At 69.7% G+C, this 25,285-nt stretch carries 18 protein-coding genes; 11 read left to right on the top strand and 7 right to left on the bottom strand.

The window, feature by feature from the left end; genetic code table 11:
- Positions 1-50 precede the first annotated feature (50 nt).
- Entirely contained in the window at positions 51-2,018 is a 1,968-nt protein-coding gene (locus tag E3T28_RS17165; protein ID WP_198417216.1) for an FAD-dependent monooxygenase, read from the top strand.
- Positions 2,019-2,292: 274 nt separating this feature from the next.
- Here the strand turns inward: E3T28_RS17165 and E3T28_RS15425 are convergent, their stop codons facing one another.
- The 4 genes from E3T28_RS15425 to E3T28_RS15410 all read right to left on the bottom strand — a co-directional run bounded on the left by E3T28_RS15425 (position 2,293) and on the right by E3T28_RS15410 (position 7,779).
- Entirely contained in the window at positions 2,293-4,425 is a 2,133-nt protein-coding gene (locus E3T28_RS15425; RefSeq protein WP_134432947.1) for a glycogen debranching N-terminal domain-containing protein, read from the bottom strand.
- 91 nt (positions 4,426-4,516) lie between these two features.
- Complete coding sequence (locus tag E3T28_RS15420) at positions 4,517-5,425, bottom strand: carbohydrate ABC transporter permease (protein ID WP_134432945.1); 909 nt, start codon at positions 5,423-5,425, stop codon at positions 4,517-4,519.
- Positions 5,422-6,516, bottom strand: coding sequence for a carbohydrate ABC transporter permease (locus E3T28_RS15415; protein WP_134432943.1), 1,095 nt, complete (start codon positions 6,514-6,516; stop codon positions 5,422-5,424). Before E3T28_RS15415 ends, E3T28_RS15420 begins: the two co-directional genes overlap by 4 nt.
- Before the next feature lie 6 nt (positions 6,517-6,522).
- Positions 6,523-7,779, bottom strand: a complete 1,257-nt coding sequence (locus tag E3T28_RS15410) for a sugar ABC transporter substrate-binding protein (RefSeq protein WP_134432941.1) — start codon at positions 7,777-7,779, stop codon at positions 6,523-6,525.
- A 292-nt stretch (positions 7,780-8,071) separates the two neighbouring features.
- Between E3T28_RS15410 and E3T28_RS15405 the strand changes: the two genes are divergently transcribed.
- The 5 genes from E3T28_RS15405 to E3T28_RS15385 all read left to right on the top strand — a co-directional run bounded on the left by E3T28_RS15405 (position 8,072) and on the right by E3T28_RS15385 (position 14,362).
- On the top strand, positions 8,072-9,121 hold the full coding sequence (locus tag E3T28_RS15405; RefSeq protein ID WP_134432939.1) for a LacI family DNA-binding transcriptional regulator: 1,050 nt from the start codon (positions 8,072-8,074) through the stop codon (positions 9,119-9,121).
- A gap of 16 nt (positions 9,122-9,137) precedes the next feature.
- Entirely contained in the window at positions 9,138-10,019 is an 882-nt protein-coding gene (locus tag E3T28_RS15400) for an SDR family oxidoreductase (protein WP_134432937.1), read from the top strand.
- A gap of 67 nt (positions 10,020-10,086) precedes the next feature.
- Positions 10,087-11,949, top strand: coding sequence for a DUF7059 domain-containing protein (locus E3T28_RS17475; RefSeq protein WP_241979391.1), 1,863 nt, complete (start codon positions 10,087-10,089; stop codon positions 11,947-11,949).
- A gap of 329 nt (positions 11,950-12,278) precedes the next feature.
- Positions 12,279-13,727, top strand: a complete 1,449-nt coding sequence (locus E3T28_RS15390) for a flavin monoamine oxidase family protein (RefSeq protein WP_166787062.1) — start codon at positions 12,279-12,281, stop codon at positions 13,725-13,727.
- A gap of 347 nt (positions 13,728-14,074) precedes the next feature.
- Positions 14,075-14,362, top strand: coding sequence for a hypothetical protein (locus E3T28_RS15385; protein ID WP_135101772.1), 288 nt, complete (start codon positions 14,075-14,077; stop codon positions 14,360-14,362).
- Here E3T28_RS15385 and E3T28_RS15380 read toward each other — a convergent pair.
- The 3 genes from E3T28_RS15380 to E3T28_RS15370 all read right to left on the bottom strand — a co-directional run bounded on the left by E3T28_RS15380 (position 14,349) and on the right by E3T28_RS15370 (position 17,202).
- The gene (locus tag E3T28_RS15380) at positions 14,349-15,068 is read right to left on the bottom strand and encodes a Pr6Pr family membrane protein (protein WP_134432931.1); all 720 of its coding nucleotides are present in this window, start codon (positions 15,066-15,068) and stop codon (positions 14,349-14,351) included. The genes E3T28_RS15385 and E3T28_RS15380 overlap by 14 nt on opposite strands.
- A 238-nt stretch (positions 15,069-15,306) precedes the next feature.
- On the bottom strand, positions 15,307-15,576 hold the full coding sequence (locus E3T28_RS15375; protein WP_134432929.1) for an acylphosphatase: 270 nt from the start codon (positions 15,574-15,576) through the stop codon (positions 15,307-15,309).
- 603 nt (positions 15,577-16,179) lie between these two features.
- On the bottom strand, positions 16,180-17,202 hold the full coding sequence (locus E3T28_RS15370) for a LacI family DNA-binding transcriptional regulator (protein ID WP_134432927.1): 1,023 nt from the start codon (positions 17,200-17,202) through the stop codon (positions 16,180-16,182).
- 186 nt (positions 17,203-17,388) lie between these two features.
- On the opposite strand from E3T28_RS15370, the gene E3T28_RS15365 reads away from it, so the two are divergent.
- The 5 genes from E3T28_RS15365 to E3T28_RS15345 all read left to right on the top strand — a co-directional run bounded on the left by E3T28_RS15365 (position 17,389) and on the right by E3T28_RS15345 (position 25,284).
- A complete protein-coding gene (locus tag E3T28_RS15365; RefSeq protein WP_134432925.1) occupies positions 17,389-19,491 on the top strand; it encodes a beta-galactosidase in 2,103 nt (700 codons plus the stop codon).
- Positions 19,488-20,426: a carbohydrate ABC transporter permease gene (locus E3T28_RS15360; protein ID WP_134432923.1), complete on the top strand. Its 939-nt coding sequence runs from the start codon at positions 19,488-19,490 to the stop codon at positions 20,424-20,426. The genes E3T28_RS15365 and E3T28_RS15360 overlap by 4 nt, the downstream gene beginning before the upstream one ends.
- A gap of 5 nt (positions 20,427-20,431) precedes the next feature.
- Positions 20,432-21,340, top strand: a complete 909-nt coding sequence (locus tag E3T28_RS15355; RefSeq protein ID WP_370259926.1) for a carbohydrate ABC transporter permease — start codon at positions 20,432-20,434, stop codon at positions 21,338-21,340.
- Positions 21,341-21,412: 72 nt separating this feature from the next.
- Entirely contained in the window at positions 21,413-22,744 is a 1,332-nt protein-coding gene (locus E3T28_RS15350; RefSeq protein ID WP_134432921.1) for a sugar ABC transporter substrate-binding protein, read from the top strand.
- A gap of 68 nt (positions 22,745-22,812) precedes the next feature.
- A complete protein-coding gene (locus E3T28_RS15345; protein ID WP_134432995.1) occupies positions 22,813-25,284 on the top strand; it encodes an alpha-galactosidase in 2,472 nt (823 codons plus the stop codon).
- The last annotated feature ends 1 nt before the right edge of the window (position 25,285 follow it).

Raw genomic sequence — 25,285 nt, 5'->3', positions numbered from 1 at the left:
TGGGCATCCCGTCGCTGCGTGGCAAGTCACCGCGTCTGCCGTCACCGCGCTTGCCGTCACTGGACCGGCGCGCGATCGACGCCGTCGAACTCATGGACGACCCCGACTGCGACCCCGGCAAACTCGCCAGCACCTACGCGAACTTCCGGTTTGTGAACGCCGTGGTGTCGGGGTGGCGCGGGATGTACCGCCGTGACATCCGGCCGGCACTGTCGAGCACCAGGGAGAGCACGCTGCTCGACGTCGGCTGCGGCGGCGGGGACGTGGCGCGGTCGCTGGCCCGCTGGGCCGCCCGGGACGGCCTGCGCCTGAACATCACGGCCGTCGACCCGGATGCCCGCGCGCACGCCTACGCGACCGGCCTGCCTCCGCTGCCCGGACTCCGGTTTCGGCGGGCGCTCAGCTCGGACCTCGTCGACGAGGGGCATCGATTCGACTTCGTCGTCTCCAACCATGTGCTGCACCACCTCACCGGCGAACAGCTCGGCGGGCTGCTCGCCGACTCGGAGCGGCTCGCTGCGCGGCGGGTGCTGCACGCCGACATCGAACGCAGCCGGTTCGGGTACCTCGGGTTCGGGCTCGGCACCTGGCCGTTCTTTCGCCGGTCGTTCATCCGCGACGACGGGCTCACCTCCATTCGCCGCAGTTTCACGGCCCGGGAGCTTCGCGCTGCGGTGCCGCCCGGGTGGCAGGTGACGCGTGAGCATCCGTCGCGCCTCGTGCTGCGCTGGGAGGCGCGGACGGCCGCGGTGTCCGATGCTTCTGTCCCTGCCGAGGCGGATGCTGGCGGGCACGGGCACGGGCACGGGCACGGACGGGAGCGGGAGCGGACGTGGGAAGCAGCGGCCAACAATCCGCTTGGCTCGGGGCCGCGGATGCGGGAGGTGATCGTGGTCGGCGGGGGACCGGTGGGCATCTTGCTCGCCGGGCTTCTCGCGGTGCGCGGCGTCGACGTGGAGGTGCTCGAGCAGCGGGCCGAGCCCTCGCTGCGGTCTCGGGCCATCGGCATCCACCCGCCGTCCTTGCGGGCGTTGGAGCAGCTCGGGGTGGCGGAAGAGGTGCTCGACCGGGCGGTCCGGATCCGCGGCGGTGTGGTGCGCTCGGATGGGCGCACGCTGGGCCGGCTGGCGTTCAGCGCGACCACCGACCGGATGCAAAGCGTGATCTCGCTGCCGCAGTCCGAGACCGAGGCCGTGCTGCGCGCGCGGCTCGCCGAACTCGCACCCGGTCGGCTGCGCGGCGGCATCACCGTGACCGGGGTGTCCGACCGGGGCGATCGGGTCGCGGTCGAGACGGTCGCGGACGGCATGCCGTCCGGCGAGACTCTCGAAGCTCGCTATGTGGTGGCAGCGGACGGCGCCCGCAGTCTCGTGCGCGACCTGCTCGGCATCCGCTGCACGGCGCGCACTGGCGGTGAGACGTATCTGATGAGTGACTACCCCGACACGGGGGAGTATCTCGGGGAGGCCGTGCTCTACTTCGAGCGGGACGGAGTGGTCGAGTCCTTCCCGCTGCCCGGAGGCCGGCGCCGCTGGGTGGCCATGACTCCGACCCTGCTGACGGATGCGACGTCCGGCGACCTGGCTGCGCTCATCCGTGCCCGCACCGGCACGCAGCTGCCTCCGACGACCGCCGCGGCCAGCGCCTTCTCGGTGCAGCAGCGCCTCGCGACCAGTCTCGTGGCCGGACGGGTCGTGCTCGTCGGCGATGCGGGGCACCAGATCAGCCCGATCGGCGGGCAGGGGATGAACCTCGGCTGGCTCGACGCCCTGCAGCTGGCCCCGGCGCTGGAACGGGCGCTGCGGGAACCGGATGCCGCTACCAGCGTGCTCCGGGACTACGACCGCCGCCGTCGGCGCAGCGCCCGGATGGCCGCCCGGCAGGCCGGTTTCAACATGGCGATGGGCGGTCCGGTGGAGGGGCTGCGGCTGCGCGCGCGGAACGGGCTCGTGCGCACCCTGGCGGTGCCGCCCGCCAGCGCCGTGCTCGCCCGGGCCTTCACCATGCGCTGGCTGTAGTCCGCCGCCGGTCCGACCGGGCTCGGTCGGGGTGCGCGCTCGGCTCGGTCGGTTCGGTCGGTTCGGTTGGTTCGGTTGGTTCGCTCATCGGGGGCCAATTCAGGAGAATCCTGCGGATGGTGCGGCAGCCCCCGCAGAACTCCGCAGAACTCCGCAGGAACACGCGGAACTCTGCGGGGGCGCAGCCACCGCTCCCCGGAATCTCCTGAGTTGGCCACACACGTGGCCGGTCAGTCAGCGGTAGCCAGGCTGCCAGCCCCCTGGCCGGGTACAGCTAGCGGACCGGGGCCGAGACCAGCGGGGTGTGGAGGCCGCGCACGGTGACGTCGCCGACGACGGCGGGGGTGATCGGGGTGGAGGTGACACGGCCGGTGACCGGATCGGGTTCCAGACCGAGCACGGTGCCGAGCACGGACACGGCCGCCGCCGCGGACCAGGCCTGCGGGCGGCAGGCGGCCGGGTAGGGCACCGCCGCCGCGACCAGGCCGGACGCGTCGCCGGAGTGCAGCTCCGGCAGGCGGTAGTCGAACGATTCGGCCGCGGCGAGCAGCCCCTCGATCAGGCTGCCGGCCTCGGCGCCGAATCCGGCGCGTCCCAGTCCGGCGATCGCGATCGCGGTGTCGTGGGTCCAGACCGAGCCGCCGTGGTAGCTCAGCGGCCAGTAGCCGACCGAGTCCGTCGACATGGTGCGGAGGCCGTAGCCGGAGTTCAGTTCCGGGGACACGAGCCGGGCGGCGACGAGGGCGGACTCCTCCGCGGAGAGCAGCCCGGTTCCGAGCAGGTGGCCGATGTTGCTGGTCACGGTGTCGATGGGACGCTTGAAGGCGTCGAGGGCGACGGCCGGGTAGCGGCCGGCCGGCGAGTCGATCCAGAACGACTCCCGGAACCGGGTCTGGAGGGCTTCCGCCCGGGCACGCCAGGTGTCGCCGCCGGGCCGGTTGAACGCGTCGAGCAGGTCGGCACCGCCGATATACGCCTCGTAGGCGTACGCCTGCACCTCGCAGAGGGCGATCGGGCCGTCGGCGAGGCTGCCGTCGCGCCACTGGATGGAGTCGCCGGAGTCCTTCCAGCCCTGGTTCGCGAGGCCGTGGCCGGTGATGTCGACGTATTCGAGGAACCCGTCGCCGTCACTGTCGCCGAAGTCGCGCATCCAGCCGAGGGCCGCCTCGAGCGCAGGCAGCAGGGCCTCGACCTCGTCGGTGGCCAGACCCCACCGGTAGGCGTCGCGCAGCAGGCAGATCCAGAGCGGGGTGGCGTCGACGGTTCCGTAGTACAGCGGCGGCAGCGACAGGCTCTCGCCCGGCATCGAGAACACGTCGGGACGCAACTCGTGCATGATCTTGCCGGGCTGCTCAGCCGTCTCGGTGTCGCTCTTGGTGCCCTGCAGCTGCGCGAGCAGGCGCAGCGTGGAGCCCGCGATCTCGGTGCCGAGGGGCAGCAGGAAGCGCGCCGCCCACAGCGAATCCCGGCCGAAAAGGGTGAAGAACCAGGGTGCGCCGGCGGCCAGGAACGGCTCGTCCGGACTCTCGCGGGTGGCCATCCGCAGGCCGGTCAGGTCGTCGAGCGCGCGCGCCACCCAGCGGCCGAGGCGCGCGTCGCCGGAGCGAACCGACACGCCCGACCACTCCGGCAGCCCGGACGCGCCCTGCACCACGGTCGCCGCGTGCGCGATCTCGACGGACCACTCCACGGCGACGCTGCCCTTCGCGGGCACCGTGACCGACCAGGTGCCGGTGACCTCGGTGCCGGCGACCTCGGTGCCGGTGTCCTCGGTGCCGGTGTCCTCGGTGCCGGTGTCCTCGGTGCCGGTGACCTCGGGGTCGACTGCCCCAGAGGTGGCCGACCCGGCCAGCACCCCGTCGCCGCTGACAGCCACCAGCGCCGACACGGTGGCAGTCGACAGACGGATGCCGCCGCTCGCCTCCGTGACGGCGACATCCGGTGCCGCGGGCAGGCCCGCGCCCCCGAAAGCCACGCGCTCGGCCGCCCCCGCGAGGCCGGCCTTCACGGTCTGCATATCGGCGAAATCGGGCGTCAGGCGCACGGACACGGTCGTGTCGAGCGCCTGCCCCAGTCCCGAGCTGATCACGATCCGCTCGGAGAGGCGCCCCGCGGTGACCGTGCGGGTGACCTCGAGCCGCAGCCGCGGGTCGGCGGTGCGGTCGTCGAGGTGGCGCAGCAGCGACGTGAAGGTGACCGCTCCCACTCCGCGCTGGGCGTGTCCGATCGGCTCGCCGGCCCGGCCGCCGATCAGCAGGGACCAGCCGGAGAGAACGCGGGTGTCCGCGTGGTACAGCCCGTGGATGGGTTTGTCCGTCCGCCCGTCAAACCGCGACCAGGCCTGGGTGGGGGCCGCCAGAACGATGGCGGAGTCATGGAGCAAGGGCTGGACGGGGTGAGAGAGCATGAGTGAGGTGGGACTCCAGAGGTGTTGTGGTGCGGATCTGCGGAAAGAAGGACAGGGAAAGCGGGGGTACGGGAGGCGCCGGCGTGGCCGGCTACTCCTTCACCGCCCCGTCGGTGGTGTTCATGATGCGTTTCTGGAAGATGAAGAACATCACCGCGACCGGGATGGTCATGATCGCCGCCGCGGCCAGCTTGAGCGGGTATTGCGTGCCCTGGCTGAGCTGCCCGGAGGCCAGTGACGCCACGCCCTTGGTCAGCGTCGTCAACTCGGGGGACTGCGTGGCGACGATGAAGTGCGACAGCTCGTTCCACGACCCCTGGAACGACAGGATGATGATGGTTACCAGGGCAGGCCGGGCCATCGGCAGCACGATCGACCAGAACACGCGGAAGGTGCCGGCCCCGTCGATGCGGGCCTGCTCCTCCACACTCGCCGGAATCGACTCGAAGAAGTTCTTCATGATGAAGACGCCCGCGGCATCCGTGAGCAACGGCACGATCATGGCCACGTAGGTGTCGTAGATGCCGAGCTGGTTGATCACCAGGAACTTGGGGATCAGGAGCACGACGCCGGGCACGCTCATCACGGCGATGAGCAGCGCGAAGATCACATTGCGGCCCCGGAAATGCAACCGGGCCAGGGCGTACCCGGCCAGGGAGTTAAAGAAGACACGGCCGAGGGTGACGAAGACCGTGACGATGGCGGAGTTCTGGAACCAGACCGGGAAGTCCGAGTTGAGGAACAACCTCTCGTACGCGGCCGTGGACCAGGTCTGCGGCAGAAGCGACATGGGATTGCTGGCGGCATCGCCATCCGTCTTGAACGAGGTGGCAACCTGAATCAGGAACGGGGCGATGTAGATGGCCGCGAGCACGATCAGGATCGCGTAGAGCAGCGACCGGCCGGCGACCTGGCGGTTCGGCAGCTGTTCCCGGCTCAGGGCGCGCAGGCGCCGGGAGGGGGAGACGGTGCGCTCGCGGGTTTTCACCGTGCTGCTCATTTCGAACCTCCGGATGTCGGGATCGGCAGATACGGACGCATCCGCCGGGCTGAGACCCCGCGTTCGGCCAGCAGCCAACGCTGAAGCAGGGTGAAGACCACGATGATCACGAACAAAATGAAGGCGATCGCGGCGCCCTGGCCCCAGGCCTGGTTGGTGAACGCGGCCTGGTAGGAGAGATAGGCCGGGGTGAGCGTGGTCTTGCCGGGCCCACCCTGGGTGCCGGTGTAGATCTGGTCGAAGACCTGCCAGGCACCGATCAGGCCGAGGGTGAGCACGGTGAAGAGCGTCGGCCGCAGCTGGGGGAGGGTGACCCGCCAGAACCGCTGCCAGCCATTGGCGCCGTCCATCATGGCGGCCTCGACGACGTCGCCGCTGAGGTTCTGCAGCGCGGCGATGAACAGCAGCATGAACGTGCCGCTGGTGGTGAACACGGCCATCAGGATGAAGGCGCTCATGGCCACGGATGGCCCGGCGAGCCACTCCCAGAAGGAGATGCCGAGGAACGTGTTGCCGGTGAGTGCGGCCGGGCCGGTCTCGACACCGAACGCTCCCAGGAGGTTGTGCAGCACGCCGCTCGGGTCGTTGAACCAGTTCGGTCCGTTGACGCCGATGAACGCGAGCAGTTTGTTGACGGCGCCGCTGGCACTGAACAGGAACAGCCAGAGCACGGTGATGGCCACCGAGCTGGTCACCGACGGAAAGTAGAACGCGGTGCGGAAGAAGCCGCGGCCGCGCAGGATCTGCCGGTTGACCAGCACGGCCAGCAGCAGCGACAGCATGGTCTGGATCGGCACGACCAGGAGGACGTACCAGGCGTTGTTCCGCAGAGCAGTGCCGAAGTCCTGTTCGGCCAGGCCGCCGCCGCCGACCAGGGCGGAATAATTGTCGAGGCCCACGAACGACACCGTGCCGCCGAAGGGGCTGCCGCGGCCGTTCCAGTCGGAGAAGCTGACCCAGAGGGCCATCAGCACCGGGATGACCAGGAACAGGCCGAGCAGGATGATCATCGGGGCGGTGAAGAGCCACCCCGAGGCGGTCTCGCCGCCCCGGATACCGGAGCGGCGAGGCGTGCGTGCAGGCGTCGACATGGTGGACTACTTCAGCAGTGCTTCGAGGTTCTTCTGCACCGAATCGAGGATCGCCTGAGCGTCCCCGGTCTTCAGCGACTCGAGCTGCGCGTTCAGGTCGCTCGTGACGTCAGCGGCGCCCTTCACATTGGGTACGCCCTGGGCGTAGTCGGCGCCGTCCAGGAACGCCACGAGGGTGGGGTTGGCGTTCTTCCACTCGTCGGCGGCCGACTGGATCGAGGGCATCGGGCCGAAATCTTCGGAGAAGGTGAGCTGGGCGTCCTTGCTGGTGAGCTGTTCCACCAGCTTGAGGGCGGCAGCCTGGTTGGGGCTGTCGGCGGCGATTCCCCAGCAGTTGGTGAACTGCAGGGTGCCCTGGCCCTCCGGGCCCGCGGGCAGCTCGGCGACCGTGTAGTTGACCGCGGGGAAGTCGCTCTTCATCGCGCCCGTGATCCAGTTGCCCTCGATGGTCATGGCCGAGAGCTGCTTGCCGAACGCCTCGCCACCCCAGCCGGCGCCGATTTCGCTGGCATAGCTCATCACTCCGTCGTTGAGGAGCGTTTGCGCGTATTCGAGGCCCGCGACGCTCTCCGCGCTGTTCGCGGTGGCCTCGGTGTTGTCCTCGTTCATCAGGCTGCCCCCGGCCTGGGCCATGAACGCGCCCAGCCGGGCGTACTCGCCGCCGAGGGCGAGTCCGACCTGGGTGTCGGTGGTGAGGGTCTTGCTGACGGCCGCGAGCTCGTCCCAGGTAGTGGGAATGTCGGCGTCCGTCAGCCCGGCCTGGGCCCAGAGGTCGGTGTTGATGACCAGACCCAGGGTCGAGAAGTCCTTCGGCGCGCAGTAGAACTCGCCGTCGTAGGTGAAGGAGTTGACCAGGCTCGGGTAGAAGTCATCCTTGTTGGCCAGCTCGTCGCCGTAGGCCAGAAGCGAGCCGTTCGACGCGTAGCCGGCGAGGGCATCCGTCGACAGGTAGAAGACGTCGGCGGGCTTCTGGGCCGCGAAGCCCTGGGCGAGCTGCTGGTTGAGGTCGCTGGCGACGCTGACCTTGGCGTCGGTGCCGGTTTTCTCGGACCAGGCGGCGACGGCCGCGTTGACGGAGGCGGTCTCGGCGTCGCCGCTGGAACCGATCAGGACGTTGAGTCCCTGGGCGGAGTCGCTGGTGAGTTCACCGCCGGCGTCGGCGGTGTCGCCGAAGCCGGATCCGGAACCGCAGGCGCTGAGCGTGAGGGCGCCGGCCACGGCGAGCCCGGTTCCGATCAACCAGCGGGAGTTGCGTCGTTGCATCGTTTTTCTCCTTGAGTCGCGCATCGATGCGCGTTTGCTTGTGTAGAGGTCACGATAGCTGAATTTATTTGATCGATCAAACTTTTCTTTGGATCGATCCAATCCGCGTGTTTCCGGGGATCCGGGTTGGCCGGGGAGGTAAGCGGGAAATGCCCTGACCGGCAGGCGGATCGGACGCGGCGCCCTCATTCCCTGCGATCCGACGGGACGGGGTAGTCTCGGCAGAACAGTATTTGATCGTTCAATCCACGGGGGCAGGCGCGTCCGGCAGAGGCTTGGGGCAGGAGCGGCTATGGGTGGTTTCCCCACGGTGACGGATGTCGCGCTCGCGGCCGGCGTCTCCCGCCAGACGGTCTCGAATGTGATGAATTCGCCCGGCATCGTGCGCGCCGACACCCGCCAGCGGGTCGAGGCTGCCATCAAGGAGCTCGGATACCGGCCGCACGCCTCCGCCCGCCGGCTGCGGACGCGGCGCAGCTCGACCATCGGCATCCGTCTGGACCCCATGATCGACGGCATCTCCGGTTCGGTGCTCGACCGGTTCCTGCACGCCCTGACTGAGCAGGCCGACGCGCAGGGGCTACGCGTGCTGCTCTTCACGGCCACGAGCCCCGAAGACGAGATCACCCAGTTCCGGCGCCTGAACGACGGCGCGGATGTCGACGGTTTCGTGCTCACGTCGACATTCGCCGGTGACCCGCGAACCCGCTGGCTGATCGAGAACGGCATCTCCTTCGTCACCTTCGGTCGGCCGTGGGGAGCCGACGACATGAACGACCCGCAGCACCTGTGGGTGGACGTGGACGGCTGGTCCGGCCTGCACGAGGCCACCCGGGCGCAGCAGGAGGCCGGAGCCCGGCGGATCGCCTACATCGGCTGGCCCAGCCCGTCGGGCACCGGTGACGAGCGCCGACGGGGCTGGTACGACGCGATGATGGAGCGCGGGGAGGTCTCGGGCGAGGAACTCGCCCGGCTCGAGGTCGTCACCACCGACGGCGTCAGCCAGGGCACCGCCGCCATGCAGCGGCTGCGGCAGCAGGCCGGCCTGGTCGACGGGGTGCTCTGCGCGAGCGACTCCCTCGCCCTCGGGGCCATGATCGCCAACCCGGAGCGCGTGCCGGTCACCGGCTACGACAACACGCCTGTCGCCGCCGCGGTCGGGCTCTCCAGCGTCGATCAGGCCGTCGACGAGGTGGCCGCCGGGGTGCTCGAACTGCTGACCGGAGAGTTCGGCGGCAAGGTGCACGGGGCCCCCGAGTCGGACGAACCTCGGCACCGGTTGATCACTCCCCGGCTGGTCGTTCGGGAGTTCGCCGCCATCCCGATGGACGTGGCCCGGTAGCCGCTAGCATGGCGCCATGACGTTGCCTGAGGTTGTCGGTGCCCCGGTTGTCGGTGCCCCCGATTCCGTCGGGCTCCCGGGTTCTGCCGGTCTCCCCGTGCCTGTCGCTTTCGCCCTGCCCCTCGCGTGGAATCTCGCCGGCCGCACCGCCTTGGTCACCGGGGCCGGCAGCGCCTCCGGGATCGGTTTCGCCGCGGCACGGATGCTGGGTGAGCTCGGTGCGGACGTCGTGCTCACCGCCACGACCGAACGCGTGCACGAGCGCGCGGCCGAGCTGACGGAACTGGGCATCGCGGCATCCGGAATCGTCTGCACCCTCGACACCGAGGCCGGCGCCCTGGTGCTCGCCGACGCCCTCGCCGACGCGGGCCTGGCCCCGACGATTCTGGTGAACAACGCGGGCATGGTCGCGGTCGGCGACCCCGAGATGCTGCACGGCGACGTGAGCACCACGTCGCCGGAGGAGTGGGACCGTGGCCTCGCAATCAACCTGTCGACCGCGTTCCACGCCACCCGCACCGTGATCGGCTTCATGCACGCGGCGACGTGGGGGCGCATCGTCACGGTGTCGAGCGTCTCGGGGCCGGTGATGGCGTCGCGCGGGGACCTGACCTATGCGGCCGCGAAGGCCGGTCTGGCCGGGCTCACCCGAGCGCTCGCCGTGGATGAGGCCTGGCTCGGCATCACCGCCAACGCGGTCGCGCCGGGCTGGATCGAGACCGGGTCACAGCTGGAGAGCGAGGTGGTCGAGGGCGCGCTCGTGCCGGTCGGGCGCAGCGGGACCGCTGCGGAAGTGGCATCCGTGATCGCCTGGCTGGCCTCGCCGGGCGCGTCCTACGTCACCGGTCAGACCATCGTCGTCGACGGCGGCAACAGTGTGGCCGAGGAGCGCCGGTAGGGGCCGGCGGCCGGTGCGGCGGCCGGTGCGGCGGCCGGTGCAGCGGCCGGTGCAGTTGAATAGACGGGTGACTTCTGCCCTGATCGCCCGGCTTCGCTCCGACCTCGCCACCGCCAACTTTTCGGTTTCGGCCCTCACCGGGCTGTGGGGGAGCGAAGCGGATGCCGCGCTGCGCCGCAACCAGCGGGTCCCGGCGCTGCGTGCGCTCGACGGTCTCCGGGAGAGGCTCGGGCACACCGAGCCCTGCATTACGCTGGCCCGACTGTTCGTGCTCGGCCTGCCCGTTGACCGTGCGGATCTCGATGCCGCCCTCCCCGCACTGGGCGCCGCCGGGGCCGAGGAGCTCGGCCTCGCCGCATCCGTCGTCGCCTTCCCTGAACCCGATCAGGGCGGCGCCGTCCGCCCGCTGCTCGAACTGCGGCCCTACAGCTTCGTCGACGCTCACGGCGCGGGAAGCTGGTGGATCCTGTCCGACCTGGGCGAACTCGCACTCGGCCACCCGCTCGGCGAAAGCCATGTGCTCGGCGTGGGCGGGGCATCCCTCACCCTGAGCGGGCTGCTGATCCCGACGCCGGTGGCCAGCGCCCTCGATCTGGGAACCGGCTGCGGCATCCAGGCGATGCACGCGTCCCGGCATGCCGACCGGGTGATCGCCACGGATATCTCTGCGCGGGCGCTCGAGCTCGCCGCGGTGAACGCCGAGCTGAACGAGATCGACAACATCGAGTTCCGCCTCGGCAGCCTGTTCGAACCCGTCGTGGGGGAGCGTTTCGACCACATCATCTCCAACCCGCCGTTCGTGATCACCCCGCGGGTGCCGGGTGTGCCCGCCTACGAGTATCGCGACGGCGGCCTGGTCGGCGATGCCCTGGTCGAGGCGGTGGTGCGCGGTGCGGCCGGCCATCTGACCCCCGGCGGCATCGCCCAGCTGCTGGGCAACTGGGAGTACCACGCCGGGCAGGACGCCTTCGAGCGCCTGACCGGCTGGCTCGACGTCCCGGCTTCTGTCCCGGCTTCTGCGCCGGCTTCCGTCCCGACTTCTGCCCCGGCTTCCGTCCCGACTTCTGTCCCCGCTTCCGCCCCCGTGAGCCCTGACGAATTCGACGGAGATTTTGCCCGAAACACCCCGAATTCGACTCCGACGCCCCCTCTGGGAGCAAAATCTCCGTCGAATTCGTTCGCAGCCGGGGCTGGGGCCGAAGCCGAAGTCGGGGCTGGGGTCGAAGCCGAAGTCGGGGCCGAAGCCGGGGCCGGGGTCGGGGTCGAGCTCGCGGCTGCCTCGGCTGCAGAGGCCACGGATGACGCGGCACTCGACGCCTGGATCATCGAACGTGAGGTGCAGGCCCCCACGCTCTACGCCGAAACGTGGATCCGCGACGGCGGCACCCGCGCCGACACGGCCGACTTTGAGCGCCTCTACGGCGCCTGGCTCGACGACTTCGAGGCGCGCGGCGTGAGCCAGGTCGGCTTCGGCTACATGCTGCTGCGCCGCCCGGCCGCCGGCACCCCGACCCTTCGCCGCCTCGAACGCATCCCCGGAGCCCTCGGCCACAATCCGGGGGGCATGGGCAGCCACCTCGCCGCCTGCCTCGCCGCCCACGACTGGCACGCGGCGACGGATGACGCCCGCCTCGCCCGCGCGCGGCTCGCCGCCGCATCCGATGTCACTGAGGAACGGCACTACTGGCCCGGCCTGGAGGACCCCACCCTGATGACGCTGCACCAGGGCAGCGGCTTCGGCCGTTCGATCGCGCTGGACACCGGCCTCGCCGCGCTGGTCGGAGCCTGCGACGGTGAGCTCGACGTGGGCTCGATCGTCGCCGCGCTGGCCCAGCTGCTCACCGTCGACGAGGGCGAGCTCGCCGCGGACCTGCTCCCGCGCGTGCGGGAGCTGCTCGACGATGGCTTCCTGCAGCATCCGCTCGACTGACGTTTGGTCGCCGGTTGCGCTCGCGGCATCGCCCGCCCGTCAGCCCACGCGTCAGCCCACGCGTCAGCCCAGACGCCCGCCCACGCGCCCGCCGCCGGCGAACGTAAACCCGGAGATTTTCGCGACACGTCGTGATTCGGCGACGGATGCCGGGTGTCGCGGAAATCTCCGCAGTTACGTGCGCGCCCCCTCCGCCCCACGCGCGCCCCTCGCCCCTCGCGCCCCTGCCCCGACCAGCCACTTCACCCTCCGCTGAGGTAACTTGGTCGTACTGCCCGGCCCCGCTCGGAAAGGAGTACGCCGGCGCCACCCGTGGCGCGGACACAGCAATGAAACGACGAACCTTTCTGATCGGCTCGGTCTCCGGCCTGAGCCTGGTCGCGCTCACCGCGTGCGTGGCGCCGACGCCGCGGCCCACGGCATCCGTCACGCCCACACCGACGACGACCTCGCTCGTGCCGAAGCCGGCGGCCATGCGCCGCACGTCCTGGTCGGCCGACCCGTTCGCCCGCGGATCCTTCAGCTTTCCTGCGGTCGGCGCCACGCCCGAGCAGCGCGCCGCGCTCAGCGAGCCCGTCGACGACCGCCTGTTCTTCGCCGGGGAGGCCACGTCCACAGACGCATTCGGCACGGTGCAGGGCGCCCGCGACTCCGGGGAGCGCGCCGCCCGTGACGTGCTCGCCGCCGCGAATCCGGGGGAGCGCATCGCCGTGATCGGTGCCGGAATCGCCGGGCTCGCGGCGGCCCGCGACCTGGCAGACGCCGGCTACGACGTGGTCCTGGTCGAGGCCCGCGACCGCATCGGCGGCCGCATCGACACCGTCACCGACAAGGACTGGCCGTTCCCGATCGAGCTCGGCGCGTCGTTCGTCTGGCGCACCGGGCAGACCACCCTCGACGAGGACCTCACCGACCGCGGGGTCGCCACGGCCCCCTTCACCGCTGTGCCCGAGGTTCGCACGACTGCCGGCACGGTTCTGCAGGTGCCCGGCACCGGCTCGCAGGCGGTCGGCACGGCGCTGGCCTGGGCCGCCGACCAGCCCGCCGACGTGTCCATCGCGCAGGCCCTCGCCGACTCGGGTGCGTCCAAGCTTTCGACGACGGATGCCGACACCGGCGTTTCCGACGCCGACTGGCTCGATTACCAGATCACCGTGGTGCTCGACCCGAAGTGCGGTGCCCCCGTCGCCGAGCAGTCCTCCTGGTACTCGGAAGCAGACGCCCAGGCCGACCCTGACGCCGACCCCGGCGAGGACCGCATCGTGCTGGGCGGCTTCGCCACCCTGCTCACCGACCTCAGCGAGGGCATCGACGTGCTCGGGTCCAGCGTGGTCACCAGGATCGCCTACAGCGACGCCGGCGCGAGCCTCCGCCTCGGCAACGGCGAGTCCCTGTCCGCCGACCGGGTCATCGTCACCGTGCCGTTGGGGGTGCTGAAGACCAAGGTGATGGAGTTCGACCCACCGCTGCCCTTCACGCACCGCGGCGCCATCTCCGCCCTCGGCATGGGCGCGCTCGACAAGATCTGGCTCCAGTTCGACGAGCCGTTCTGGGACACGGATGCGCCGCTCTGGGCCACGGTCGGCGGCGACGACGACTTCCGCGTCTGGATCAACATGGTTCCGATCACCGGCGAACCGGTTCTGGTGGGCCTGGTTGCCGCGGAGACCGCTCTGCGCCTCGCCGAGGTCGACGACGACGAGTTCCTGGCCGCCGCCCTGAGCAGCCTCGAGCCGTTCAACTCGACCGTGCCGACGGCCACGCCGGCCCCGGAGTAAGCGCGGCACCCGCACGCGGTACTCACACGCCTCCCACCGCCAAAACACCTGTCCAGCGCCTCGCAAAAGTCAACCCTTCGCTATTCCAAGATTCGTGGTGTACGCTCCTTCCAACGTCCAGTCGGTGAATTCTGGCCCCCATTCAGGGCACTTTTTCATGCAGGCGCAGCCCGTCGTGGTGCAGCGCCCAGAGGTCCAGTCGTTACCCTGACTGGCTCTGCCGACGGATTCCTGAGGGGTGAATACCCCCGGTCCAGACCGGGCTCGTTCCGCCGGCCATCCCGGTGCGGTCGCCACCGGGATGCACCACCTCCGCCCGCGACTGCTTCACTCTTCTGCTTTACCGCGTGATTGCTGTGCTCCCCATGGATACCCTCCTCGACATCGACCTCGAATCAGTCGTCCTTCTGGACTTCGACCCTGACCTGCCCTGCGAGGGCACCCACCACATTCGCGGACTGAGCGGACATCAGCCCACCGCCCCCGGCTCCTTCATGGTGGTCTCGCCCTGCTGCGGACCCAAGGTCGTGCAGTGCACTCCCCGGGTCCTCGCGATGCAGGCATCCGGTGTGCTCTACTGCGGCGCCTGCCAGGGCGAGCATCTGACCAGCGAATACACCTTCACGCCGCTATAGGCTCGCGCCGCAATGCCGGCTGGGGCAGCCGCGACGTGGCCGTGAGTACGGCTGCGATCGCGGTGAAGAGCAGCAGAGCCGCCAGGCAGTAGACCGCGGTCTCGAGCGGTCCGCGCACCTGCACCGGGTCCAGGAAGAAGTACGGGTACCAGCCCACGACCGACCCGCGGATAAGCGTGAACACTCCCCAGATCGAGGGCACCACGAGAATCCAGGCCAAAATTTTCCAGGGCAGCCGGGCCTTGCCGGCATCCGTCAGCCAGTCGAGCAGCGCGATCGCGGGAATCCAGAAGTGCAACAACTGGCTCGACCAGGGCACCTCGATCGTGTAATCGCGGGTTGAGGACTGGATGACGATGGTCAGGAACACGATCCCCGAGACGGTGATGTAGGTCGTGACCAACAGCCGGAACCAGTCCAGCCACGGTGGGTCGGTCGCGTGCCGGAAGGCGACGATCGCGGCAACGACGAAGGCGACGACCGCGGCCATGCCGCTCAGCACGGTGAAATAGCTGAAGTAGTTGGCGATCTGGAAGGTGGCGAAACCGAGCACGTAGTCGAAGTAGCCGGCCAGGGCCACGACGCCCAGGAACGCGAGCAGCAGGCGGCCGATGCCGAACCCGCGGCGCACCGTGTGCACGGGGAAGGTCCGGGGGGCTCGGGCGACCAGGGCCGGATGGGTGGCAGCCGCAGGGAGTGCGCGCATGCCCGGATCCGTCGCCGGCGCGAGGACGCGCTTCGTTCTTTCCGTCCGAGCGGGATCGGCTGCTCGCGCGCACATGCTTCCACGCTACGCCAGCCTCGCCGTGAGTCGTGAGTCGTGCGTCGTGGGCCGTGGGCCGTGGGCCGTGGGCCGTGTGTCGTGGGCCGTGTGTCGTGGGTCGTGGGTCGTGGGTCGTGGGTCGTGGGTCGTGGGCCGTGGGTCGTGCGTCGTGCGTCGTCGGTCAGAAGCCGATCTGGAACCCGGTCTCGCCGATCGGCGGAATAGTGGTGACCTCGACCGCCTCCACCCGGGCCGACGGCGGGCCGTGTTGCAACCACGCGAGCATCGCCCAGACGGATGCCGCGTCGCCCTCCAGCTCCGCGTCCACCGCGCCATCCGTCCGGTTGCGCACGAACCCCGCGAGACCGAGGCGGCGTGCCTCGACCTGGGTGTAGTAGCGGAACCCCACTCCCTGCACCATCCCACGCACGACCGCCTGTTTGCGAACCATTCCTCCAGTGTGCCCGGCCCCCGGCCCACCCGCACCGGTCGTCGCCCGGCCCGCACGCCACCCGCCCCCGTCGCCTGCCCACCCGCCTGCCTGCTTGCTTGCTTGCCTCTCTGCGCGCCTGCCTGCCCGTCTGTCTGCCCGCCTGCCCGCCCGCCTGCCCGCCCGTCTGTCTGCCCGCCTGCGCGCCCGTCTGCGCGGTGGCGAACTCAGGAGATCCGGCGCGGGCATCCGTTTCGCCCCCGGAAATACGCGGGTCCATGCGGATGCGCGTAGCCGGCGGGAGCATTCTCCTGAGTTAGCCGCACGGGGCGGGGAGACTCGGCAGATCAGTGCTCGGCGGGGCTCCACGTCAGACTGCGTGCCTGCCCACCTGTTTGCCCGTCTGCGGGGTGGCGAACTCAGGAGATCCGGCGCGGGCATCCGTTTCGCCCCCGGAAATACGCGGGTCTATGCGGATGCGCGTAGCCGGCGGGAGCATTCTCCTGAGTTAGCCGCACGGGGCGGGGAGACACGGCCGGAATGCTCGTCAGACCCGTTGCCGGCCTCGCCGTGGGCCCGCCCGTACCCGCTGTGCGCCTGGCCGGACAGCAACGCACACCCGGCTCAGGCGGAGTCGCGCCAGACGATCGGAGTCTCCAGCAGGATGCCGCCGGCCGGCTGCTCCTCGCCGCGCAGCTGGCCGAGCACGCACTGCGCCGCCGCCGCGCCGAGGCCGAAGGCCGGCTGGTGGACGGTGGACAGGTGCGGCTGGGTGCGGAGCGCCCAGGAGCTGTCGTCGAAGCCGACGATGCCGACATCGCCGGGCACGCTGCGCCCGGCCTCGCGGAGAGCCTCCAGGGCTCCGGCCGCGACCGCGTCGGAAGCGGCGAACACACCATCGATCAGCGGGTCGCGGTCGAGCAAATCGCGCATACCCAGGGCCCCGTCGGTGAACGTGTAGAGCGGTACTCGGGCGACCAGGGCCGGGTCGAAACGGTCGCCGAGGGCATCCGTGAAGCCGGCCAGGCGGTCGGCGCCGGAATCGCGGTCGAGGGCCGCCGCGACCATGCCGATGCGCCGGCGGCCGGTCTGCATCAGGCGTTCCGTGATGGCGCGCGCCGAGGCCCGGTTGTCGATGCCCACGAAGGGAAGCTGACGCAGGTCGGGCGGATGTCCGACGAAGGCGGCCGGAAGGCGCAGCTTCTCGATCACGCGGATGATCGGGTCTTCCTGCCGGGCGGAGACGATGATGACGCCGTCGACGAAGCCGCCGCTGAGATAACGGGCGACGCGGTCGGTGTCGCGCTGGGAGTCGATGACGAGGCTGACCATCTGGTAGTCGGCGCGGGAGAGCACGGTGTTGGCACCGAGCAGGATACCGCCGATGTTGGGGTCGTCCAGGAACAGGGAGTGCGGCTCGTGCACGATGAAACCGACGGCCTCCGAGCGCTGCATGACCAGGCTGCGGGCGGCATTGTTCGGCACGTAGCCGACCTTCTCGATGGCGGCCTCGATGGCGATGCGGGCCGCCGCCGAGACGTAGGGCTCGTCGTTCACGACCCGGCTGACCGTGCCGCGGGACACTCCGGCTTCGACGGCGACGTCGTGGATCGTCGCACGTTTGCGTCGAGACGGGATGGTCACCATTTGATAACTGTAACGCCCCCGAACAGACTCCGCGCTTGACACGGCCGCCGAAACCTACCTACTCTGTGTACGTTCACAGAAAGCCCGACGGTGTGTTTTGCTCTCGACTCTGTGCACGTTCACAGAGTCGTCGACATCCCGGTTGCCGCAGGGCAGCGGAACCGGGAAGCCACAGTCAGGGAGCACATGAATTCGCGAGCAGCCACTTCGGACGGGAAGGCCACGGCCTCGGCCTCGGCCAGCCCGTTCGTGCACGAGGGCATCGCCTACGGCTGCGACTACAACCCCGAGCAGTGGGGTCCCGACGTCTGGGCCGAAGACGTGCGCCTCATGCGGGAGGCGGGCGTCGATCTCGTCGCCATCAACATCTTCGGCTGGTCGCACCTCGAGCCGCGGCCGGGCGAGTACGACTTCGCCACCCTCGACACGATTATTGAGCTGCTGCACGCCAACGGCATCCGAGTCAACCTCGGCACCGGTACCTCATCGCCGCCGCCGTGGCTGACCACGCTCCACCCGGAGATCCTTCCGGTGACCGACGACGGCACCACCCGCTTCCCGGGCGGCCGTCAGGCCTGGTGCCCGAGCTCGGCCGTGTTCCGCGAGCACGCGCTCGCCCTGGTCGAGCAGGTCGCGAAGCGGTACGGCCACCACCCGGCCATCGCCCTCTGGCATGTGTCCAACGAACTGGGTTGCCACAACGCGCTGTGCTACTGCGACGACACCGCGGCCGCATTCCGTCTCTGGCTGCAGGCGCGGTACGGAACCATCGATGCCCTGAACGCCGCCTGGGGCACCTCGTTCTGGAGCCAGCGCTACGGCCAGTGGGCCGAGATCCTCACCCCGCGGCTCACCCTGTCCAGCCAGAACCCCGGCCAGGTGCTCGACTTCCACCGGTTCAGCTCCGCCGAGCTGCTCGACTACTACCGGTTGGAGGCCGCGGTGTTGCGCCGCCACTCGGACGTGGCGGTGACCACGAACTTCATGGTCACCGCGCACATCCGTAACCTCGACTACTGGTCCTGGGCCGGCGACATGGACATCGTCGCCAACGACCACTACCTCGACCACCGTCTCGCCGACCCGGCCACCGAGCTCGCCTTCGCCGCCGACCTCACCCGCGGGCTCGCCCAGGGCGAGCCCTGGCTGCTGATGGAACAGGCCGCAGGCGCGGTCAACTGGCAGCCGCACAACCTGGCCAAGGCGCCCGGCGAGATGACCCGCAACTCCCTCGCCCATGTCGCCCGCGGCGCCGACGGCATCTGCTTCTTCCAGTGGCGCGCCTCCCTGCAGGGGTCGGAGAAATTCCATTCGGCGCTGGTGCCCCACGCCGGCACCGACACCGTGCTCTGGCGGGAGGTCGTGGCCCTGGGCGCGACCCTCGACCGGCTCGCCGAGGTCACCGGCAGCCGGGTCGTGGCGGATGCTGCGCTCATCTTCAGCTGGGAATCCTGGTGGGCCGGCGACGGAGAATCCCGTCCCTCCCACGCGGTGCGCTACCTCGACCAGGTGCATGCCGCGTACACGGCCCTGCACGACCTCGGCGTCACCGTCGACATCGTCTCCCCGGATGCCGACCTCTCGGGCTACCGCCTCGTCGTCGCCCCGAATCTCTACCTCGTCTCGGACGCGCAGGCCGAGAACCTGCGCTCCTACGTCGCGGCCGGCGGCCACGCCCTGATCACCTTTTTCAGCGGCATCGTCGACGAAGACGACCGGGTGCGCACCGGCGGCTACCCCGGCGCGTTCCGCGAGATCCTCGGCATCACGGTGGAGGAATTCTCCCCGCTGCTGCCCGGCCATCTGCTCGCCCTCGACTCCGGCGCCGCCGCGAGCCTGTGGAGCGAACGCCTGCGCGTCGACACCGCCGAGGTGTTCGCCAGCTACCTTGACGGGCCGCTGCCCGGCATCCCCGCCATCACCCGCAACCGGCACGAACGCGGCACCGCCTGGTACGTCGCGACCGCGCTGGAGGCCGGCGCCCTGCGCGACCTCGTGCGCACCGTGGCCCAGGAGGCCCGCGTCACCGCCGTCGGCCCGGAGCGTATTGCAACCCCGGAACGCACGGACGCCCCGGAGCGCACCGCAACCACGCAGCGCTCCGGCAGCATCGAGGTCGTGCGCCGCGTGGGTGCCACCCACAGCTATCTGTTCATCATCAACCACGGTCACGGCGACGTCGAGCTTGCGGCCGCCGGCCACGAGCTCGTCACCGACGAACCCGTCGGTCGAATTGTGCGCGTGCCGGCCGGAGCCGTCCGCGTGATTAGAGAGGACCCCGCATCATGAGCGCACCAGCCGTCCCCATGACGGATGCCCCGGGCAGCGCTGCCCGGAAGAGGCCCCGCGCCGCCAGGCCCCGCGTGCAGCACAGAGGCGCGATCCTCGCGTTCGTGCTGCCGTTCGGCACCCTGTTCGCCCTGTTCTACCTCGTGCCGATCGGCTACGCGATCTACCAGTCGCTGCTCGTGATCGAGCGCGAAGGCACCTTCGGTCAGGCCACCGAGGTGTTCGGCGGGCTGACCCAGTACATCCTGGTGTTCCAGAACGGCCCGTTCTGGCAGTCGATCGGCCGGGTACTCGCCTTCGGCGCCGTGCAGGTGCCGATCATGCTCGGCCTCGCACTGCTGTTCGCGCTGCTGCTGGACTCGCCGCTCGTGCGAGGCAAGAAGTTCTTCCGGCTGGCGTTCTTCGTTCCCTATGCGGTGCCGGGCGTCATCGCCGCGATCATGTGGGGCTACCTCTACTCACCCAACCTGTCGCCATTCAGCGCCGTCACCGAGAACATCAACTTCCTCTCGGCCGACCTGGTGCTCTGGGCCATCGCCAACGTCGTCACCTGGGTGTTCGTGGGCTACAACATGCTGATCATCTACTCGGCCCTGCTGGCGATCCCGACGGAGCTCTACGAGGCCGCCCGCCTCGACGGCGCCGGGCAGCTGCGCATCGCGTGGTCGGTCAAGATCCCGCTGATCATGCCGGCGATCATCCTGACGGCGATCTTCTCGATCATCGGCACCCTGCAGCTGCTCGCCGAACCCCAGGTGTTCCGCAGCTTCAGCTCGGCCGTGACCAGCACGTTCACCCCGAACCTGACGGTGTACTCCACCTCATCGATCCCGAACTTCAACCTGGCCGCCGCATTCTCCGTGGTGCTGGCCCTGGCCACGTTCATCCTCTCCTTCACGTTCCTGAAGTTCACGCAGCGGAAGGAAGCCAAGTGAGCACCCTGACCCCCACCACCCCCGCCAAGCCGACCCGCGGCATCCGTTCCACCGAGGCGAAGGCGCCGCGCGCCCAGCGCGAGAGCCCGTTCGCCCGGGTCAGCGCCATGATCGTGATGGGCGTCTTCACGCTCTACTTCCTGGTGCCGATCTGGTGGCTGCTGGTGGCGGCCTCGAAGAGCCGCTCCCAGTTCAACAGCACGAACCCGCTCTGGTTCGCCGACTTCTCCCTGTTCGAGAACATCGGCAACCTGATGGCGTACCGCGACGGCGTCTACCTCAAGTGGATGCTCAACAGCGCGCTGTATGCCGGTGGCGGCGCCCTCGTGGGCACCATCATCGCCGGCATGTGCGGGTACGCGCTGGCGAAGTACAACTTCCCGGGTCGGGAACTGATCTTCAACGTCGTGCTCGGCGGGGTGCTCGTGCCTGCCACGGCCCTGGCGCTGCCGTTGTTCCTGATCTTCAGCCAGATCAGCCTGACCAACACGTTCTGGTCTGTGTTCCTGCCCAGCCTGGTCAGCCCGTTCGGGGTCTACCTCGCCCGCATCTACGCCTCCGCCAGCGTGCCCGACGAGTTGATCGAGGCCGCCCGCTTGGACGGTGCCGGCGAACTGCGCACCTTCTTCACCGTCTCGGTACGGATGATGGTGCCGGCCCTGGTCACCGTCTTCCTCTTCCAGTTCGTCGCCATCTGGAACAACTTCTTCCTGCCGCTGATCATGCTGCGCGACGAGACTCTGTTCCCGGTCACGCTCGGCCTCTACGCCTGGAACTCGCAGGTCAACCAGATCCCCGTGCTGCGCGACTACGTACTGATCGGTGCGCTGCTGTCGATCATCCCGCTGATCATCATCTTCCTGCTACTCCAGCGCTTCTGGCGGAACGGCCTCAGCGCCGGTTCCGTGAAGTAGCCGGTTACCGTGACGTAGCACCCCCTCAAGCTGCACCACCCCACCCCACCCCACCAAGAGAAAAGAAGAACAATGCAGATCAAGAAGAGAGCAGCCGCCGTCGCCTTGCTCACCGCGGCCACGGTCGTGCTGACCGGTTGCGCGTCGGGTTCGACCACGTCGTCCGGCGGCGACGCCGCCGCCTGCGAGCCCTCCGAGGGCAAGGTCGACCTCACGTTCACCACCTGGATCCCCGGCATGGAAGAGGTCGTTGCCGTCTGGAACGAGGAGAACCCCGACGTTCAGGTGAAGGTGCAGACCGGGCCGAACGGCAACGGCGGCACCTACCAGAACTTCTTCAACCAGCTCAAGGCCGGCAACGCGCCCGACCTCGGCCAGATCGAATACGACGCGCTCCCGAACTTCCGCGTGCAGGACGGTCTGATGAACCTCGCCGCCTGTGAGGGTGTTCTCGACGCCAAGGCCGACTTCGTGGACTGGACCTGGGGTCAGGTCAACTTCGGTGAAGACGACGCCGTGTACGCGGTGCCTCAGGACGCCGGGCCCATGGCCATGTTCTACCGCGCCGACCTCTTCGAGGCCAACAACATCGCGATCCCCACCACCTGGGAAGAGTATGCGGTTGCCGCCGAGGCCGTGCGCGCCACCGGCGGGTACATCACCAACTTCTCGCAGAGCGACATCAACCAGTTCGCCGGATTCGTCTGGCAGGCCGGCGGAAGCTGGTTCGAGAACGACGGCGACAACTGGACCATCGACCTGACCAGCCCCGAGTCCGTCAAGGTCGCCGACTACTGGCAGGACCTGATCGACCGCGACCTCGTCTCGACCAACCCGCCGTGGACCGACGAGTGGAACAACGCCTACAACACCGGCTCCAACTGGACCTGGAACTCCGCAGCCTGGGGTGCCAACTCCATCGCCAGCGGCGCTCCGGACACCTCCGGCAACTGGTCCGTCGCCCTCTCCCCGCAGTGGGCTGCCGGCGACAACGCCGCCGGTAACTGGGGTGGCTCGTCCACCGCGGTGTTCACTGGCTCCAAGCACCCCTACGAGGCTGCCCAGTTCGCGCTGTGGCTGAACACCTCCGACGAGGCGCTCACGATGCTGAATAAGTCGGCCAACCTGTACCCGGCCGCCAAAAGCGGCCTCGAACTGCCGGCCCTCAAGGAAGGCGTCGAGTTCTACGGCGGCCAGGCCATCTACGACGTGTTCGCCGAGGCATCCGGTCACGTCTCGCCCGACTTCATCTGGGGCCCGACCATGACGCAGGTGTACAACGACACCTCCGACGGTTTCAAGGGTGCGGTCACCGGCAACGGAACTCTGTCGGATGCTCTCACGAGCGCCCAGAAGAGCACGATCGACGCACTCGAGGCTCAGTCGATCCCGGTCAACAAGTAGCATCAGCGTCACGGCAGTACCGCAACATCACCGCAGTGAACGATGAGAAGTGAGCAGTAACGGAATTGATGCACCCAGTCCCGGCCCCGTCGCCGACCGACCCCGTGTCGATTCCCTACCTCCGTGCCGCGGGCACCAGCCTCGTGCTGGATGCCCGCGGCACGGGTGTGCCCGTCATCGTGCACTGGGGTGCCGACCTGGGTGACCTGAACGGTGAGCTGCTGACCGCGTTGGCCGACGCATCCGTGCCGGCGATCTCGCCGAGCTCGATCGACGTGCCCCTGCGGCTCTCGCTGCTGCCCACCCTCGCGGAGGGCTGGAGTGGACGTCCGGGGGTGAGCGGGTTCCGGCCCGGCGGGCGCGGTGGCGGGGCCCTCGAGCTGCGCCTTGCCGAGGTGCAGGCAGGCCGGGGCTCCGGCTCCGGCCGCGTGCTGGGCGGCACGCAGTCCCTGGCGATCTTTCTGACGGATGCCGCGGCCCGGGTGGCCGTGCGCACCGACCTCGAACTCTCGGTCGAGGGTGTGCTGCGACTGCGCCACACCCTCACCAACACCGGCACCGACCCTCACCTCGCGGCGTTCGAGCTCGGCTCGCTCGACGTGATCCTCCCGGTGCCGGACCGGGCCGGGGAACTGCTCGACTTCACCGGGCTGTGGACCCACGAACGCCGGCCGCAGCGCAGCACGCTCGGCCACGGCGTCTGGAGCCGCGAGTCCCGCCACGGCCGCCCCGGCCACGACGACTCCTACCTGATGGCGGTCGGCACGCCCGGGTTCGGTTTCCGCACCGGCGAGGTGTGGGCCACCCACCTGGCCTGGAGCGGCGACAAGCGCGCCTGGGCCGAGAACAGTGCGCTGGGCTACTCGGCGCTGGGCAGCGGCGAACTTCTGGCCCCGGGTGAGCTGAGCGTGGCCAATGCTGCGAGCCACACCACCCCGTGGACCGTGGCCGTGTACTCGGCTGCCGGACTCGACGGGCTGTCGGCGCGGCTGCATCCGTGGATCCGGAGCTGGTCGACCATCACCGGCCCCCGCCCGGTCGTGCTGAACACCTGGGAGGCCGTGTACTTCGACCACGACCTGCCCACCCTGGCCCGCCTGGCGGACGCCGCGGCCACGGTCGGCGTGGAACGCTTCGTGCTCGACGACGGCTGGTTCACCGGCCGCTCGGACGACCGGCGGGCCCTGGGCGACTGGTTCGTGGATCCCGTGACCTGGCCCGGCGGACTGCACCCGCTGATCGAGCACGTGCACGCGGCCGGGATGGATTTCGGCCTCTGGGTCGAGCCCGAGATGCTCAGCCTCGACTCCGATGTGGCCCGCGCGCACCCGGACTGGGTGCTCGGCGGGGTGGGGGAGGACTCGGCTGGGGTTGGTGTTGGTGTTGGTGCTGGTGCTGGTGCTGGTGCCGGTGCCGGTGCTGGTGTTGCCTCGGCTGCGCTGACCTGGCGGTTCCAGCGGGTGCTCGACCTCGGCAACCCGGATGCCTTCGACTGGGTGTTCGCCCGGCTTAACGCTCTGCTCACCGAGTACCCCATCGCCTACCTGAAGTGGGACCACAACCGTGACCTGCTGGCCGGTTCAGCCCACCGGCAGACGGTGGCATTGTACCGGCTCATCGACGCCGTGCGCGCCGCTCACCCGGGCATCGAGATCGAGTCCTGCGCGTCGGGGGGAGCCCGGATCGACCTCGGCATCCTCGAGCGCGTGGATCGGGTCTGGACCAGCGACACCAACGACCCGCTCGAACGGCAGCAGATCCAGCGGTACTCGAGCGTGCTGCTGCCGCCGGAATACCTCGGCGGGCACCTCGGCGCGGCCACGGCGCACACCACCGGGCGCACCTCGGAGCTCAGCTTCCGGCTGGCCACCGCCCTATTCGGCAGTGCCGGCATCGAGTGGGACCTGACGCGTGCGAACGAGGCCGAGCTGATTCAGATCGCCGACTGGATCGCCTGCTACAAGCGGCTGCGGCCCCTGTTGCACTCCGGCGTCGTCGTGCGGGCCGACCCCAGCGACCCGGCTCTCGAGCTGCACGGCGTCGTCGCCCCCGACCAGAACTCGGCCCTCTTCGCCCAGGTGTCGCTGGCCGCCCCGCGCGCGGCACTCCCGGAGCGGATGCGGTTCCCCGGTCTCGCGCCCGACCGGCGCTACCGCGTGGCGTCACTGCCGCTGGGCGCGCCCCCGCGCACGATTCAGGATGCCCCGCCGGCCTGGCTGGCGGAGCCGGGCTCGCCCGGTGCTGGTGCTGCTGCTGCCGTCGCTGGTGCTGCCGGTGCTGGTGGTGCTGGTGGTGCCGGTGCTGGTGCTGCCGGTGCTGGTGCTGCTGCTGGCGCTGGTGGTGCCGTTGCTGGTGCTGCTGGTGGTGCCGTTGCTGGTGCTGCTGGTGGCGCTGGTGGTGCCGTTGCTGGTGGTGCCGTTGCTGGTGCTGCCGGTGGCTCCGTCACGTTGACCGGTGCGGTGCTCGCTCTCGTCGGGTTGCCCGCGCCGCTGCTCGCTCCGGAGCAGGCCGCGCTCTTCACGGTCGACGCGGTCGACTAGC

It is taken from the genome of Cryobacterium sinapicolor (genome assembly GCF_004403465.1).
GTDB lineage: Bacteria > Actinomycetota > Actinomycetes > Actinomycetales > Microbacteriaceae > Cryobacterium > Cryobacterium sinapicolor.
The sequence above is the reverse complement of the archived record's forward strand: the minus strand, read 5'-3'. Positions and strand labels throughout refer to the sequence as shown.

What these genes read in the sequence shown, in the direction of transcription:
- E3T28_RS15420 (WP_134432945.1), bottom strand. Translation starts at nt 5,425, where the DNA reads ATGAGCAGCACGGTGAAAACCCGCGAGCGCACCGTCTCCCCCTCCCGG.
- E3T28_RS15390 (WP_166787062.1), top strand. Translation starts at nt 12,279, where the DNA reads ATGAAACGACGAACCTTTCTGATCGGCTCGGTCTCCGGCCTGAGCCTG.
- E3T28_RS15405 (WP_134432939.1), top strand. Translation starts at nt 8,072, where the DNA reads ATGGGTGGTTTCCCCACGGTGACGGATGTCGCGCTCGCGGCCGGCGTC.
- E3T28_RS15415 (WP_134432943.1), bottom strand. Translation starts at nt 6,516, where the DNA reads ATGTCGACGCCTGCACGCACGCCTCGCCGCTCCGGTATCCGGGGCGGC.
- E3T28_RS15410 (WP_134432941.1), bottom strand. Translation starts at nt 7,779, where the DNA reads ATGCAACGACGCAACTCCCGCTGGTTGATCGGAACCGGGCTCGCCGTG.
- E3T28_RS15380 (WP_134432931.1), bottom strand. Translation starts at nt 15,068, where the DNA reads ATGCGCGCACTCCCTGCGGCTGCCACCCATCCGGCCCTGGTCGCCCGA.
- E3T28_RS15350 (WP_134432921.1), top strand. Translation starts at nt 21,413, where the DNA reads ATGCAGATCAAGAAGAGAGCAGCCGCCGTCGCCTTGCTCACCGCGGCC.
- E3T28_RS15425 (WP_134432947.1), bottom strand. Translation starts at nt 4,425, where the DNA reads ATGCTCTCTCACCCCGTCCAGCCCTTGCTCCATGACTCCGCCATCGTT.
- E3T28_RS15375 (WP_134432929.1), bottom strand. Translation starts at nt 15,576, where the DNA reads ATGGTTCGCAAACAGGCGGTCGTGCGTGGGATGGTGCAGGGAGTGGGG.
- E3T28_RS15360 (WP_134432923.1), top strand. Translation starts at nt 19,488, where the DNA reads ATGAGCGCACCAGCCGTCCCCATGACGGATGCCCCGGGCAGCGCTGCC.
- E3T28_RS15400 (WP_134432937.1), top strand. Translation starts at nt 9,138, where the DNA reads ATGACGTTGCCTGAGGTTGTCGGTGCCCCGGTTGTCGGTGCCCCCGAT.
- E3T28_RS15370 (WP_134432927.1), bottom strand. Translation starts at nt 17,202, where the DNA reads ATGGTGACCATCCCGTCTCGACGCAAACGTGCGACGATCCACGACGTC.
- E3T28_RS15345 (WP_134432995.1), top strand. Translation starts at nt 22,813, where the DNA reads ATGCACCCAGTCCCGGCCCCGTCGCCGACCGACCCCGTGTCGATTCCC.
- E3T28_RS15365 (WP_134432925.1), top strand. Translation starts at nt 17,389, where the DNA reads ATGAATTCGCGAGCAGCCACTTCGGACGGGAAGGCCACGGCCTCGGCC.